The sequence below is a fragment of the Streptomyces bungoensis genome (genome assembly GCF_001514215.1).
GTDB classification, from domain to species: domain Bacteria; phylum Actinomycetota; class Actinomycetes; order Streptomycetales; family Streptomycetaceae; genus Streptomyces; species Streptomyces bungoensis.
The window spans coordinates 187,990-202,443 of the sequence record NZ_KQ948853.1; the positions used below are offsets into that span (position 1 = coordinate 187,990).

11 protein-coding genes are annotated in these 14,454 nt (G+C 72.7%); 7 read left to right on the forward strand and 4 right to left on the reverse strand.

The window, feature by feature from the left end; translation table 11 throughout:
- The first annotated feature begins 852 nt into the window (after positions 1-852).
- The 3 genes from AQJ66_RS08425 to AQJ66_RS08435 all read left to right on the forward strand — a co-directional run bounded on the left by AQJ66_RS08425 (position 853) and on the right by AQJ66_RS08435 (position 6,021).
- Positions 853-3,981, forward strand: a complete 3,129-nt coding sequence (locus tag AQJ66_RS08425) for a sacsin N-terminal ATP-binding-like domain-containing protein (protein ID WP_061918705.1) — start codon at positions 853-855, stop codon at positions 3,979-3,981.
- A 147-nt stretch (positions 3,982-4,128) separates the two neighbouring features.
- Positions 4,129-4,992 carry a hypothetical protein gene (locus AQJ66_RS08430; RefSeq protein WP_061918707.1) on the forward strand — a complete coding sequence of 288 codons (864 nt, stop codon included), beginning with the start codon at positions 4,129-4,131 and terminating at the stop codon, positions 4,990-4,992.
- A 198-nt stretch (positions 4,993-5,190) separates the two neighbouring features.
- Positions 5,191-6,021, forward strand: coding sequence for a hypothetical protein (locus tag AQJ66_RS08435; RefSeq protein ID WP_061918709.1), 831 nt, complete (start codon positions 5,191-5,193; stop codon positions 6,019-6,021).
- A gap of 7 nt (positions 6,022-6,028) precedes the next feature.
- Here the strand turns inward: AQJ66_RS08435 and AQJ66_RS08440 are convergent, their stop codons facing one another.
- Both AQJ66_RS08440 and AQJ66_RS08445 read right to left on the reverse strand, forming a co-directional pair.
- A complete protein-coding gene (locus AQJ66_RS08440; protein WP_061918711.1) occupies positions 6,029-8,425 on the reverse strand; it encodes an HAD-IC family P-type ATPase in 2,397 nt (798 codons plus the stop codon).
- 115 nt (positions 8,426-8,540) lie between these two features.
- Positions 8,541-8,810: a DUF2530 domain-containing protein gene (locus tag AQJ66_RS08445; RefSeq protein WP_061918713.1), complete on the reverse strand. Its 270-nt coding sequence runs from the start codon at positions 8,808-8,810 to the stop codon at positions 8,541-8,543.
- Positions 8,811-8,981: 171 nt separating this feature from the next.
- Here AQJ66_RS08445 and AQJ66_RS08450 point away from each other — a divergent pair, with 171 nt between their 5' ends.
- Entirely contained in the window at positions 8,982-10,433 is a 1,452-nt protein-coding gene (locus AQJ66_RS08450; protein WP_061918715.1) for an NCS2 family permease, read from the forward strand.
- A gap of 10 nt (positions 10,434-10,443) precedes the next feature.
- On the opposite strand, the gene AQJ66_RS08455 is transcribed toward AQJ66_RS08450, so the two are convergent.
- A complete protein-coding gene (locus AQJ66_RS08455) occupies positions 10,444-10,626 on the reverse strand; it encodes a ribbon-helix-helix protein, CopG family (RefSeq protein ID WP_061919356.1) in 183 nt (60 codons plus the stop codon).
- A 154-nt stretch (positions 10,627-10,780) separates the two neighbouring features.
- Here AQJ66_RS08455 and AQJ66_RS08460 point away from each other — a divergent pair, with 154 nt between their 5' ends.
- The 3 genes from AQJ66_RS08460 to thpR all read left to right on the forward strand — a co-directional run bounded on the left by AQJ66_RS08460 (position 10,781) and on the right by thpR (position 13,315).
- Positions 10,781-11,218: a MarR family winged helix-turn-helix transcriptional regulator gene (locus AQJ66_RS08460; protein WP_061918717.1), complete on the forward strand. Its 438-nt coding sequence runs from the start codon at positions 10,781-10,783 to the stop codon at positions 11,216-11,218.
- A 26-nt stretch (positions 11,219-11,244) separates the two neighbouring features.
- Positions 11,245-12,582: an MFS transporter gene (locus tag AQJ66_RS08465; RefSeq protein WP_107118895.1), complete on the forward strand. Its 1,338-nt coding sequence runs from the start codon at positions 11,245-11,247 to the stop codon at positions 12,580-12,582.
- A 160-nt stretch (positions 12,583-12,742) separates the two neighbouring features.
- A complete protein-coding gene (gene thpR / locus AQJ66_RS08470) occupies positions 12,743-13,315 on the forward strand; it encodes an RNA 2',3'-cyclic phosphodiesterase (RefSeq protein ID WP_061918721.1) in 573 nt (190 codons plus the stop codon).
- Between the two features lie 143 nt (positions 13,316-13,458).
- Here the strand turns inward: thpR and AQJ66_RS08475 are convergent, their stop codons facing one another.
- Positions 13,459-14,454, reverse strand: coding sequence for an aldo/keto reductase (locus tag AQJ66_RS08475; RefSeq protein WP_061918723.1), 996 nt, complete (start codon positions 14,452-14,454; stop codon positions 13,459-13,461).

A 14,454-nucleotide genomic window follows, 5' to 3' on the forward strand; every position in this document is an offset into this window, starting at 1 on the left:
TCCGCTCCTCCGGGTCCGACCGGGCACGCACGACCGCCGCACCCGGGCGGCTCCCGCTGCCCGAAGGCCTGCGCGCGCCCTCGTGCGCGAGCGGGCCCGCAGCCTGACCGGCCGCGCGGTCCGGCACCGACCCGCCCCGGGCCCGGCCAAGCCGGCCGTGGAGGCCGGCCAGGCACGCGCGGCCCCCGTACGCGAGCCGGCCCGTGGCCGACTCGGTTGCGCGCGGCCCGCCCGCGGGGCGGCCCGGCTCCCGACCGGGACGGCCGAACCGGCACGGGAGCCGGACGAGCCGCACTCGCTGCCCCGTCCCCAGGCCGGTGATCCGAGGCCCTTCACGTGCTCGGCGGCCACGTCACTCACCCCAGCCGCCCAGGTGCCGGGCGGCCCCGTGCCCAAGCCGGTCCAGAGCCTGACCTGCCGGGCCGGTCCCAGAGCCCTGTCAGGCACTCGCGGCCCCCGTACGCGAGCCGGTCCCGTGGCCGACTCGGTTGCGCGCGGCCTGCCCGCGAGGCGGCCCGGGCCCTGACCGGGACGGCCGAACCGGCACGGGAGCCGGACGAGCCGCACTCGCTGCCCCGTCCCCAGGCCGGTGACCCGAGGCCCTTCACGTGCTCGGCGGCCACGTCACTCACCCCAGCCGCCCAGGTGCCGGGCGGCCCCGTGCCCAAGCCGGTCCAGAGCCTGACCTGCCGGGCCGGTCCCAGAGCCCTGTCAGGCACTCGCGGCCCCCGTACGCGAGCCGGTCCCCCAGCCGTCCACGCGCTCGGCACCCCCTGCCCGGCAGGGCTCGGGCTTCCGCCCGCCCGCCTCGCGCGCTGTACCTTCGTCCTCACGTCGACGAGGAGAGTGAACGTGAGCAAGTACGTGCGGCCGGCGGCCGAGGGCGCCGACCCCTTCGGCACCGCCCGTCTGCGGCGCGGGGTCCTCGACGCCTGGGCCACCAGCCCCGCCCGGTTCCGCGAGGACGCCAACGCCGAGGAGGACCTGGTCCTCGGCGGCTACCGGGACCGGCTCGTGGTCGAGCTGGCCCAGAACGCCGCCGACGCGGCCGCCCGCGCGAAGACCCCGGGCCGGCTCCGTCTCACCCTCCGCGACGGCGTCCTGGTGGCCGCGAACACCGGCGCCCCGCTGGACGCGGCCGGCGTCGAGTCGCTGTCGACCCTCAGGGCCTCCGCCAAGCGCGACGCGCACGACACCCACGGCGCCGTCGGCCGGTTCGGCGTCGGCTTCGCCGCCGTACTCGCCGTCACCGACGAGCCGGCGATCGTCGGCCGGCACGGCGGGATCCGCTGGTCCCTGAACGAGGCGCGCGAACTGGCCGCCGACACCGCCCGGCACAGCCCCGGGCTGGGGGACGAGATCCGGCGCCGCGACGGGCACGTCCCGCTGCTGCGGCTGCCGTTCGCCGCCGAGGGCTCCGCCCCCGAGCCGTACGACACCGTCGTCATCCTCCCCCTGCGCGACGCCGCCGCCACCGACCTCGCCGAGCGCCTCCTCGAAGCCGTCGACGACGCCCTGCTGCTCGCCCTGCCCGGCCTGGAGGAGGTCGTCGTCGAGGCCGGCGACTCGCCCCCGCGCACGCTGCGCCGCCGTACCGAGGGCGCCCTCACGATCGTGGAGGACTCGCGGGAGGGCACCACCCGGTGGCGTACCGCCGCCGCGCACGGGGCGCTCACCCCCGACCTGCTCGCCGACCGGCCGGTGGAGGAGCGCCTGCGCCCGCACTGGTCGGTGACCTGGGCCGTACCCGTGGACGAGCGGGGCGCGCCGCTGCGGCCGCGCACCACCGCCGTCGTGCACGCCCCGACCCCGAGCGACGAACCCCTCGGCGTCCCCGCCCTGCTCATCGCCTCGTTCCCGCTGGACACCACCCGCCGGCACGCGGCGCCCGGCCCGCTGACCGACTTCCTGGTGCAGCGCGCCGCGGACGCCTACACCGGGCTGCTGGCCGAGTGGCGGCCGGTGAGCGAGGGCGTCATCGGCCTCGTGCCCGGGCCGCTGGGCAAGGGCGAGCTGGACGGCGCGCTGCGGCAGGCGATCCTGGAGCGGCTGCCGAGGACCTCCTTCCTGCCGCCGGCCCTCGACTCCGAGGGCGACGACGACCTGCCGGAGGCCCTGCGCCCCCGGGACGCCGAGGTCGTGGAGGGAGCGGGGGCGGACACCGTGCGGGTGCTCGCCGAAGCGCTGCCCACCCTGCTCCCGGCCGGCCTCGAGCGCCGCGCCGAGCTGCGGACGCTGGGCGTGGCGCGGCTCCCGCTCGCGGACGCCGTCGACCGGCTCGCCGGCCTGGAGAAGGAGCCCGGCTGGTGGTGGCGGCTCTACGACAGTCTCGCGGGAGTCGATCCGGACCGGCTGTCCGGGCTGCCCGTGCCGCTCGCCGACGGGCGGACCACCATCGGGCCCCGGCAGGTGCTGCTGCCCGCCCCGGACGGCGCCCGCCTCGACGCGGACGTGCTCGGCCGGCTCGGGCTGAAGGTCGCCCACGAGGACGCCACGCACCCGCTGCTGGAGAAGCTGGGCGCGCTGCCCGCGACCCCGCGCGCGGTGCTGACCACCCCGCAGGTGCGGGCCGCCGTGGCCGCCTCGCTGGACGAGGAGGGCGGGCGGCTCTGGGAGGAGGACGCCCCGGACGCCGAGGAACTCGCCGACACCGTGCTGGCGTTGGTGCGGGACGCGGGTCTGGAGCCCGGTGACGAGCCGTGGCTGGGCGCCCTCGCGCTGCCCGACGAGGAAGGGGAGCTCGCTCCGGCCGGCGAACTGGTCCTGCCCGGCAGCCCGTTCGCCCGGGTGATCCGGGAGGGCGAACTGGCCGCCGTGGACGCGGACCTGGCCGAGAAGTGGGGCGAGCAGCCGCTGACCGCGTGCGGGGTGCTCGCGGACTTCGCGCTGGTCCGCGCCACCGACGTCGTCCTCGACCCGGACGAACTGGAGCCCCGGGACGGCGACTTCGCCGAGCCCGACGACGCGGGGCTGCTGGACGCCGTGGACGTGTGGAGCGAGGACGTCCTCGACCGCTTCCCGGACAGCCCGGTGCCCCCGGTCGCCACCGAACTCGTCGCCGTGCGCGACCTCGACCTGGTGGACGACGACCAGTGGCCCGAGGCCCTCGCCCTGCTCGCCCGGCCGCCGCTGCGCGACGCCCTGACCCAGCCGGTGCGGATCCTGCTGCACGACGGCACGCACGAGATCGTCCGGCCGTACACGGCGTGGTGGCTGCGCGGGCACCCGGTCCTCGACGGCCGCCGCCCGGCCGGCCTGCTCGCGGCCGGCGGCGACCCGCTCCTGCGCGGCCTGTACGACGAGGCCGACGCCACCGGGTTCGGGGACGAGCAGGTGCTGCGCGCGCTGGGGGTGCGGACCTCGGTCGCCGCCCTGCTGGACGAGCCCGGCGGCGCCGCCGAGCTGCTGGACCGCCTCGCCGACCCGGACCGGCCGGTCACCGCCGCCCAGCTCCACGGGCTGTACGGCGCCCTGGCCGAGCTGGACCCGGATCAGGTGACCCTGCCGGACGAGCTGCGGGCGGTCGTGGACGGCCGGGTCGAGGTGGTGGACGCGGCCGACGCGGTGGTCGTGGACTCCCCGGACCTCCTGCCCTTCACCGCCGGTGTCCCGCTGCTGCCGGTCCGCCCCGCCCGGGCGGCCGAACTGGCCGAACTGTTCCAGGTACGGCGGCTGAGCGAGTCCGTCACCGGCGAGGTGCACTCCGAGGGCGCCGAGCACGACGTACCGGAGCCGGTGCGGGTGCTGCTCGGGCCGCGCACGCCCGAGACCTACGTCGAGCACGAGGAACTGGTCGTGGACGGCGTCGGGATCGACTGGCGCCTCACCGCCGACGGCGTCCTGCACGCGGCCACCCTGGAGGGCGTCGCCGCCGGACTGGCCTGGGCGGCGGGCCAGTGGCCGCGCCGCTTCGAGGTGGCGGCCCTGCTGGAGGACCCGTCCAGGACACAGGAGTTGGCCCGGGACCGCTGGTTCGACTGAGGCGGCACAGGAGCCATTTCAAGCCGTTCGCAAAACTTTCAACTTCTCTACAACCGTTCCCCTGGGTGGCGAGTCTGATCACCGAGTCGACTGACTCCACGATCATTTGGGCGCTCTCGCGCCCACCCTCTCCACACAGGGGAACGCATGCGCATACGTGCCACCGTGGCCGCCGTCACCGGCGCCCTGGCCCTCTCCGCTCTCGCCGTGCCGGCCGCGCAGGCCGCCGGCTCCGCTCCGTCGTACAAGACGGAGGCCGCCAAGGTCCTCTCGCACGCCGCGTCCGGCAAGACCGCCTTCACCTCGGCCGCCGACCCCGTAGACCTGGGCGTCACCTTCTCGAACCTCAAGATCGCCTCCGCGATCAAGGTCGGCACGACCAACCACGTCACCGCCACGGTCACCTACACGATGACCTACGGCTCCGGGTACGTCCTCGGCTCGGACGACTTCGACAACGGACCCCTCATCTACAAGGAGTCCACGGGCAACATGCTGCTCGGCGACGCCCCGGCCGACTGCACCGCCACGTCGGCGACGACCGCCGACTGCAAGGGCCTCATCGACATCTACCCCGGTGACGGCGAACTGACCAACGCGGACGCGGGCACCTGGTCGGCCGGCGCGCTGGCCCTGCAGTACAGCACCGGCAACTTCTCCGAGGCGGACGGCCTGGGCACCACCAAGGTCCAGCGCTACTCCAAGCTGACCGTCAACGCCTCGCCGGAGCCGGTGAAGAAGGGCAAGACCATCACGGTCACGGGCAAGCTCACCCGCGCCAACTGGGAGGACAACCTGTACCACGGCTACACCAACCAGCCGGTGAAGCTGCAGTACCGCAAGAAGGGCTCCACCACCTACACCACCCTGAAGACCATCACGTCGGACTCCACGGGCTACCTGAAGACGACGACCACGGCCACGGCCGACGGCTACTACCGCTACTCCTTCGCGGGCACCTCGACCACCCCGGCGGTCAGCGCCACGGGTGACTACGTCGACGTGCAGTAAACGGGACCGACGGCCACCGGAGGCGCCCGCCGCCTCCGGTGGCCGGAACGTTTCCTCTCACTTGTGCCACGACCTGGCAATCGGCCGACAAAGAATGGCCGGGAACGGCTCCCGCCGTACAACCGGAACGGGGTCTCGCGGATCTGATCGCGTGAGTCGACCGACTCCCCGATCACTTCTCCCTCCAGGGGACCGCACATGCGCATACGTGCCACCGTGGCCGCCGTCACCGGCGCCCTGGCCCTCACCGCTCTCGCCGTGCCGGCCGCGCAGGCCGCCACGTCCAGCGGTACGCCGTACACGATGGACGTCAGCTTCTCGAACCTCAAGATCGCCTCGGCGATCAAGGTGGGGACGACGAACAAGGTCAGCAGCACCTACACGTTCACGCTGACGCACGGCGCGGACGTGGACACCACCGCGTCCGACTTCTACGCCGACGCCTACCTCTACCGCGGCTCGCTGGACGCCCCGTCCAAGACGCTGGAGGGCGACGACTTCGCCACCTGCTCGCCCACCTCGTCGACCGCCGCCACCTGCACCGGCACCGTCGACCTCCACCCGGGCGAGGGCGAGCTGAAGAACGCCGACGCCGGCAGCTGGTCCGTCGCCGCGGAGGCGACCGCCTTCAACGGCCAGGACCCCGACAACCCCGACCTCAGCAAGGTCGGCTACGCCGAGCAGGGCGGCATGGCCACCACCAAGCTCCAGCGCTACTCCAAGCTCACGGCCAACGCCGGCCCCGAGCCGGTCGCCAAGGGCAAGACCCTCACCACCACGGGCAAGCTCTCCCGCGCCAACTGGGAGGACCACCTGTACCACGGCTACACCAGCCAGCCGGTCAAGCTCCAGTTCCGCAAGGCGGGCACCAGCACGTACACCACCGTCAAGACGGTCTACTCCGACTCGTCGGGCAACCTGAAGGCCACCGCCACCGCCGCCTACGACGGCTACTGGCGGTTCAGCTTCGCGGGCACGTCGACGACCCCGGCGGTCAGCGCGACGGGTGACTACGTGGACGTGCAGTAGCCGGCCCTCACACGGGAAAGCGGCGGCCGATCCACCTCCACACCAGTTCCAGGACGGCCGCCGCCGCCACCGCCACCCCCACCGCCGTCCACGGCAGGGTCGGGCCCACCAGGCGCAGGGCGAAGAAGTCCCGCAGGGCCGGGATCGTGAGGACGAGCAGGAACGCCGCGGCCATGGCCGCGACCAGGGCGACGCGCCACCAGGTGTACGGGCGGGCGATGATCGCCAGGATCCACAGGGAGACCAGGAACAGGGTCAGGGTGGCGGCGCTGGTCTCCGCGGTCAGGGAGCCGGCGCCGGTGTAGTGGTGGCGGGCGATCAGGTACGTCGCGAAGGTCGCCGCTCCCGCCACCAGGCCGCCGGGCACGGCGTAGCGCATGACCCGGCGGACGAAGTGCGGGCGGGCCCGCTCGGTGTTGGGGGCCAGGGCCAGGAAGAAGGCCGGGACGCCGATCGTGAGGGTGGACAGCAGGGTCAGGTGCCGCGGCAGGAAGGGGTACTCGACCCGCCAGCACACCACCAGCAGCGCCAGCAGCACCGAGTACACCGTCTTCACCAGGAACAGCGTGGCCACCCGGGTGATGTTGCCGATCACCCGGCGCCCCTCGGCGACCACCGACGGCAGCGTCGCGAAGCTGTTGTCCAGCAGCACGATCTGCGCGACGGCCCGGGTCGCCTCCGAGCCCGAGCCCATCGAGACGCCGATGTCGGCGTCCTTGAGCGCCAGCACGTCGTTCACCCCGTCACCGGTCATCGCGACCGTGTGCCCCCGGGACTGCAGCGCGCCCACCATGTCCCGCTTCTGCCGCGGGGTGACCCGGCCGAACACGGTCGCCTCGTCCAGCGCCCGCGCCATGCGCTCCCGGTCGGCGGGCAGCCGCCGCGCGTCCACCGCCTTGCCCGGCAGGCCCAGCTTCGCCGCGACCGTACCGACCGAGACCGCGTTGTCGCCGGAGACGACCTTGGCGCGGACGTTCTGCTCGGCGAAGTAGCGCAGGGTGTCGGCGGCGTCGGGACGCAGCCGCTGCTCCAGCACGACGAGGGCGGTCGGGTGGGCGCCCCGGGCCGGCTCCGGGTCGTCCAGGTCGCGGGTGGTGCGGGCCAGGAGCAGCACCCGCAGCCCCTGCTCGTTCAGGCGCTCGGTCTCCGCCAGGGCCGGGTCGCCGGGGGCGAGCAGCACGTCGGGGGCGCCCAGCAGCCAGGTGCTGGCCTCGCCGTCGCCCCCGCTGAACGCGGCCCCGCTGTACTTGCGGGCGGAGGAGAAGGGCAGCGACTGCACGCAGCGCCACTCCTCGGTATCCGGGAAGGCGTCGATGATCGCCCGCAGCGAGGCGTTGGGGCGCGGGTCGGACTCGCCGAGGGCGCCGAGCACCCTGCGCACGTAATCCTCGTCGGCCCCGTCCAGCGCCCTGAGCGCGGTGACGTCCATGCCGCCCTCGGTCAGCGTGCCGGTCTTGTCCAGGCACACGGTGTCGACCCGGGCGAGGCCCTCGATGGCGGGCAGCTCCTGCACCAGGCACTGCTTGCGGCCGAGCCGGATGACCCCGATCGCGAAGGCGACCGAGGTGAGCAGCACCAGCCCCTCCGGCACCATCGGCACGATGCCGCCGACGGTGCGGGCGACGGCGTCCTTGAGGTCGTCGTTCTTCACGACCAGCTGGGTGACGACCAGGCCGATCGCGGCCGGGACCATCATCCACGTCACGTACTTCAGGATCGTGGAGATGCCGGTGCGCAGCTCGGAGTGGACGAGGGTGAAGCGGGAGGCCTCCTCGGCGAGCTGGGCGGCGTACGCCTCGCGGCCCACCCTGGCCGCCGTGAAGGCGCCGCCGCCCGCGACCACGAAGCTGCCGGACAGCACCTGGTCGCCGGGGCGTTTGACGACCGGGTCCGCCTCACCGGTGAGCAGCGACTCGTCGATCTCGAGCCCCTCGGCCTCGGCGCACACCCCGTCGACGACGATCTTGTCCCCGGGTCCGATCTCCAGGAGGTCGTCCAGGACGATCTCGTTCGTCGGGACCTCCACGGCGGTGCCGTCCCGGCGGACGGTCGGCCGGGCCTCCCCGATCACCGCGAGCGAGTCCAGGGTCTGCTTCGCCCGCCACTCCTGGACGATGCCGATGCCGGTGTTGGCGAGGATCACGAAGCCGAAGAGGCCGTCCTGGATCGGCGCGACGAACAGCATGACCAGCCACAGCACGCCGATGATCGCGTTGAACCGGGTGAAGACGTTCGCCCGGACGATCTCGCCCAGGGACCGGCTGCCGCGCACCGGAACGTCGTTGACCTGCCCACGCGCGACGCGTTCCGCGACCTCGGCGCCGGTCAGTCCGCCCGGCCGGCTCCGGGGCAGTGCCACGGGGTGCACGGGGTCGAGTTCGGCGCCCGCGTCTATGTGGGTCATGCCTTCGACGGTACGTGCGCCGGTGGCCGTTCACCTGCCGAGCGGGGCCGATCTCCGACCGGGGGAGGACCGGTGTCGTACGCCGGTCGTACGGACGGTGCGCCGCCCGTACGCCCTACGGCCGTTCCACCGCCGCGCGCAGCGCCGCGTCCCGCTTGATCGCGGCGTCCCGCCTGCGGACGTACCAGATGCCGATGAGCCCCAGGCCGCCCCCGGCCAGGCAGGTCCACAGCCACCACAGGTGGCCGTGGTCGGCGAACCAGCCGTAGAACGGCAGCTGGACCAGGAAGAGGACGAACCACACGATCGTGCCGCCGGTGACGGTGGCGACCACCGGGCCCTCCAGGGGCTCGGGCGCTTCGTGCTTGGGGGTCCACTTGGCCATGGGCACAGCTTACGAGGCGATCGGACGCACCTCGTATCCGCTCGTGTCTACGCGCGGAGATAGCGATCTCGCCTTCATGTGTTCATACTGAAACCGTTTGTCTTTGACCGCTTCTGTTCGTAGGAAAGTCCAACGGGGCTCGGGGGAACCCCGTAGGTGATGAGGTCCCGCATGTCCTCCTCGGCCCCCACCAAGGCCCCCACTCCCGAGAAGCCGGGCGCCACGCCCGGGCAGGGAGCCCTCGACCGCTACTTCCGGATCTCCGAGCGCGGCAGCACGCTCGGCCGTGAGGTCCGCGGCGGTTTCGCCACCTTCTTCGCGATGGCGTACATCATCGTGCTGAACCCGATCATCCTGAGCAGCGCGAAGGACATGTACGGGCACCACCTGGACAGTGGCCAGCTGGTGACGGCGACCGCGCTGACGGCGGCGTTCACCACGCTGCTGATGGGCGTCATCGGCAACGTGCCGATCGCGCTCGCCGCCGGTCTCGGCGTGAACTCGGTCGTCGCGCTCCAGCTCGCGCCCCGGATGTCCTGGCCGGACGCCATGGGCATGGTCGTGCTGGCCGGCTTCGTGGTCATGCTGCTGGTCGCCACCGGCCTGCGCGAGCGCGTGATGAACGCCGTGCCGTTCGGTCTGCGCAAGGCGATCGCGATCGGCATCGGCCTGTTCATCATGCTGATCGGCCTGGTCGACTCCGGCTTCGTCACCCGTATCCCGGACGTCGCCCAGACCACCGTCCCGCTGCAGCTCGGCGTGGGCGGCCACCTCAACGGCTGGCCGGTGCTGATCTTCGTCCTGGGTGCGCTGCTCACCTTCGCCCTGATCGTGCGCAAGGTGCCCGGCGCCATCCTGATCTCCATCGTCGGGATGACCGTCCTCGCGCTGATCGTCAACTCGGTCGCGAAGGTGCCGTCCTGGGGCCTGACGGTCCCGAAGTGGCCGGGCAACCCGGTGGCCACGCCCGACTTCGGCCTGATCGGCAAGGTCAGCCTCTTCGGCGGCTTCTCCAAGGTCGGCGTGCTGACCGGCGTCCTGTTCGTCTTCACGGTGCTGCTGTCGTGCTTCTTCGACGCGATGGGCACGATCATGGGCATCGGCGACGAGGCCAAGCTGACCGACGCCCAGGGCTACATGCCGGGCATCAACAAGGTCCTCTTCGTCGACGGCCTCGCGGTCGCGGCGGGCGGCGCCAGCTCCTCCTCGGCCACCACCGCGTTCGTGGAGTCCACGGCCGGTGTCGGCGAGGGCGCCCGCACGGGCTTCGCGAACGTCGTCACGGGCGGCCTGTTCGCCGTTGCCCTCTTCCTCACGCCGGTCGCCACGATGGTCCCGTCCCAGGCGGCCACCCCGGCCCTGGTCGCGGTGGGCTTCCTGATCCTGTCGAACTCCGTCCGGGAGATCGACTGGGCCGACTACACCATCGCGATCCCGGCCTTCGTGACCATGCTGATGATGCCGTTCACCTACTCGATCACCAACGGCATCGGCATGGGCTTCATCACCTTCGTCGTCCTGCGGCTGGCCGCCGGGCGGCCCAAGGAGATCCCGGCCGCGATGTACGTCGTCGCCGCCGTCTTCGCGTTCTACTACCTGATGCCGGCGCTCGGCCTGACCTGAGCGCCGGGCGTCAGGTGACGCCGTAGAACTTCTCCGTCTCCTCGACGGCGGCCTGGAACCGCTCGTCGAAGTCGTCCCGGATGAGCGTGCGGACCACATAGTCCTGCACGCTCATTCCTCTTTTCGCCGCGTGGTGCCGCAGTCTCTCGAGCAGCTCCCTGTCCATGCGCAGGCTGAGCACATCGGTCCCCATGCGTACGAGGGTCGCCACCTCCGGTGGTCCGAGGTGTCACTTTCCGGCCGCGAGTCACCCGTACGAGTGATGAAGGGTGGCAGTGGCGGGTGTCACGGCGATAAGGGCGTGTCGCGGTGTTCTTTAGCGAGAGTAATGAGTTACTCTAAAGAACATGCCGGACCTCACCCATGGCGACGACGCTGCCGCCGTGAACGCCCTCCGCTCCGCCGTGATGCGGCTGTCCCGTCGGCTCAAGCACCAGCGGGTCGACGAGTCGCTGAGCCCCACCGAGATGTCGGTGCTCGGCACCCTCGCCCGCTGCGGCTCGGCCACCCCGGGTGAGCTGGCCCGCAAGGAGCACGTGCAGCCCCCGTCGATGACCCGCATCGTCGCGCTGCTCGAGGCGAAGGGCCTGGTCCGGCTGGAGCCCCACCCCGAGGACCGGCGCCAGAAGGTCGTCACGCAGACCGAGCAGGCCGAGGCGATGCTCGAGGAGAGCCGCCGCAAGCGCAACGCGTTCCTGGCCGGCCTGGTCGAGGGCCTGGACGAGGACGAGTGGGCCCGCCTGCGCGCCGCCGCGCCCGTGCTGGAGAAGCTCGCGCACCTGTAGGACACGTCGCAAGGAGGCGAACCCTGTTGAGTACGGGACCCGGAGCACCTTCCGCCCCCGCACCGACCACTCCCACCCCCATCTCCCGCAAGTCCTCGATGTTCAGCTCGCTGAGGATCCGGAACTACCGCCTGTTCTTCATCGGCCAGGTCGTCTCCAACACGGGCACCTGGATGCAGCGCATCGCCCAGGACTGGCTGGTCCTCAGCCTCACCGGCTCCTCGGCCGCCGTCGGCATCACGACGGCGCTGCAGTTCCTGCCGATGCTCCTGTTCGGGCTCTACGGCGGTGTGCTGGTCGACCGCCTGCCCAAGCGCCCCGCGCTGCTGTGCACCCAGTCCGCGATGGCCGTCACGGGCCTGGTGCTCGCCGCACTGACCCTCTCCGGCCACGTCCAGGTCTGGCACGTCTACCTCGCCGCCTTCGCCGTCGGCCTCGCCACCGTGGTCGACAACCCGGCCCGGCAGTCCTTCGTCTCCGAGATGGTCGGCCCCGGTCAGCTGCAGAACGCGGTCAGCCTGAACTCGGCGAACTTCCAGTCCGCCCGCCTGGTCGGGCCGGCCGTCGCCGGCCTGATGATCACCGGGGTGGGCACCGGCTGGGCGTTCCTCGCCAACGGCCTGTCCTTCGCCGCGCCCATCGCCGGCCTGCTGCTGATGCGCGCCCGCGAACTGCACGTGGTCGAGCGCGCCCCGCGCGGCAAGGGCCAGCTCCGGGAGGGTCTGCGGTACGTGGCCAAGCGGCCGGAACTGATCTGGCCGATCGTCCTCGTCGGGTTCATCGGCACCTTCGGCTTCAACTTCCCGGTGTGGCTGTCCGCCTACGCCGACGACGTCTTCCACGCCGGGGCCGGCGCCTACAGCCTCTTCAACACGCTGATGGCCGTCGGCTCCCTGTGCGGCGCCCTGCTCGCCGCCCGGCGCGGCACGGCCCGGCTCCGGGTGCTGATCGCCGCCGCGCTGGCCTTCGGCACCCTGGAGATCGTGGCCGCGCTGGCACCGTCGTACTGGCTGTTCGCGCTGCTCATGGTGCCGATCGGCATCTTCGGCCTGACGGTCAACGTCACCGCCAACACCGCCGTCCAGATGGCCACCGACCCCGCCATGCGCGGCCGGGTGATGGCGCTGTTCATGATGGTCTTCATGGGCGGTACGCCCGTGGGCGCGCCGGTCGTCGGCTGGGTCACCGACACCTACGGCGCCCGGATCGGCTTCGCCCTCGGCGGCGTGGTCGCGGCCGCGTCCGCCGCCACGATCGGCCTGGTCCTCGCCCGCATCGGCGGCCTGCGCCTGTCGGTGGGCTGGCACCAGGGCCGTCCGCGGGTCCAGTTCGTCCGGCGCGAGGAGCTGGCGCCGGCGGCGTGAGGAAGGGACCGGGGATCAGTCGCCGGGCGACTCGTCCGATTCGAGGACGGCCGTCGTGGCGCTCCTCCCCGGCCGCCCCGTCGACGAGTGCAGCCGCGCAGGACAGCGATACGCACGGTGACCGGGACACGCCCCGGTCCCGCCGGAGGAGACTGGTGGCATGAGACTCTTCGCCGCCGTTCTGCCGCCGGACGACGTCGCCGAGCAGCTGGCCGCCGAGGTCGCCGCGCTGCGGGAGCTGCCCGGTGCGGACGGGCTGCGCTGGACCGGGCGGCCGGGCTGGCACTTCACGCTCGCCTTCTACGGCGAGGTCGACGACGAACTCCTGCCGGACCTGTCGGACCGCCTGGCCCGCGCGGCCCACCGGACGGCGTCCTTCGAGCTGGCCCTCGCGGGCGGCGGCCGGTTCGGCCGCGGCCAGGCGCTGTGGACCGGGGCCTCGGGCGACGTCGAGCCCCTGCGCCGGCTCGCCGACCGCGCGGAGGCGGCGGCCCGCAAGGCGGGGGTGCCGATGGAGCAGCACCGCCGCTACCAGGCCCACCTGACGATCGCGCGCAGCCGGACCGCGGTGGACGTGCGGACGTACGTGAGCCTGCTCGGCGCGTTCAGCAGCCGGCGCTGGACGGTGAACGAGCTGACGCTGGTGCGCAGCAACCTGCCGAGGTCCGGTGTGCCCGGCGAGCAGCCCCGCTACGAGGCGGTCGCCCGCTGGGCACTGGACGGGGCCGGTTAGTCTCGAGTACGTGGACCCGAAGACCCGGAACCGGATCATGGCCGGTGCGCTCGTTCTGATGTTCGTGGTGGTTGCCGTGGCTGCTGCCATGAGGTAGGGGCACGGGACGCCCCCGTGCCCCTGGGCGGGTCACCCCTCCCGCGCTACCAGGCGAACGCCTCCGGCGACGGCCCCGGACCCGGGAAGACCTCGTCCAGGCCCGTCAGCACGTCCTCGCTCAGCTCCAGGTCCACCGCCCTGACCGCCGACTCCAGCTGCCCGGCGGTGCGCGGGCCGACGATCGGGCCGGTCACGCCGGGACGGGTCAGCAGCCAGGCCAGGGCCACCTCGCCGGGCTCCAGGCCGTGCTTGTCGAGCAGGTCCTCGTACGACTGGATCTGCGCGCGGGCGGCGGGGTCGGCGAGGGTGTCGGCGGCCCGGCCGGAGGCGCGGCGACCGCCCTGCACCTCCTTCCTGATCACTCCGCCGAGCAGGCCGCCGTGCAGCGGCGACCAGGGGATGACCCCGAGGCCGTAGTCCTGCGCGGCCGGGATGACCTCCATCTCGGCGCGGCGCTCGGCCAGGTTGTACAGGCACTGCTCGCTGACCAGGCCGATGGTGCCGCCGCGCCGGGCGGCGATCTCGTTGGCCTGGGCGATCTTGTAGCCCGGGAAGTTGGAGGAGCCGGCGTAGAGGATCTTGCCCTGCTGGACCAGGACGTCGATCGCCTGCCAGATCTCCTCGAAGGGGGTGTCCCGGTCGACGTGGTGGAACTGGTAGACGTCGATGTGGTCGGTCCGCAGCCGCTTCAGGCTCGCGTCCACGGCCCGGCGGATGTTCAGCGCGGAGAGCTTGTCGTGGTTCGGCCAGGCGCCGTCGCCGTCGGGGGCCATGTTGCCGTACACCTTGGTGGCGAGGACCACCTTGTCGCGCCGCTCGCCGCCCTTGGCGAACCAGTCGCCGATGATGCGCTCGGTGCGTCCCTTGTTCTCCCCCCACCCGTAGACGTTCGCCGTGTCGAAGAAGTTGATGCCCGCGTCCAGTGCGGCGTCCATGATGGCGTGGCTGTCGGCCTCGTCCGTCTGCGGGCCGAAGTTCATCGTCCCGAGGACGAGCCGGCTGACCTTGAGTCCCGTGCGTCCAAGCTGCGTGTACTTCAT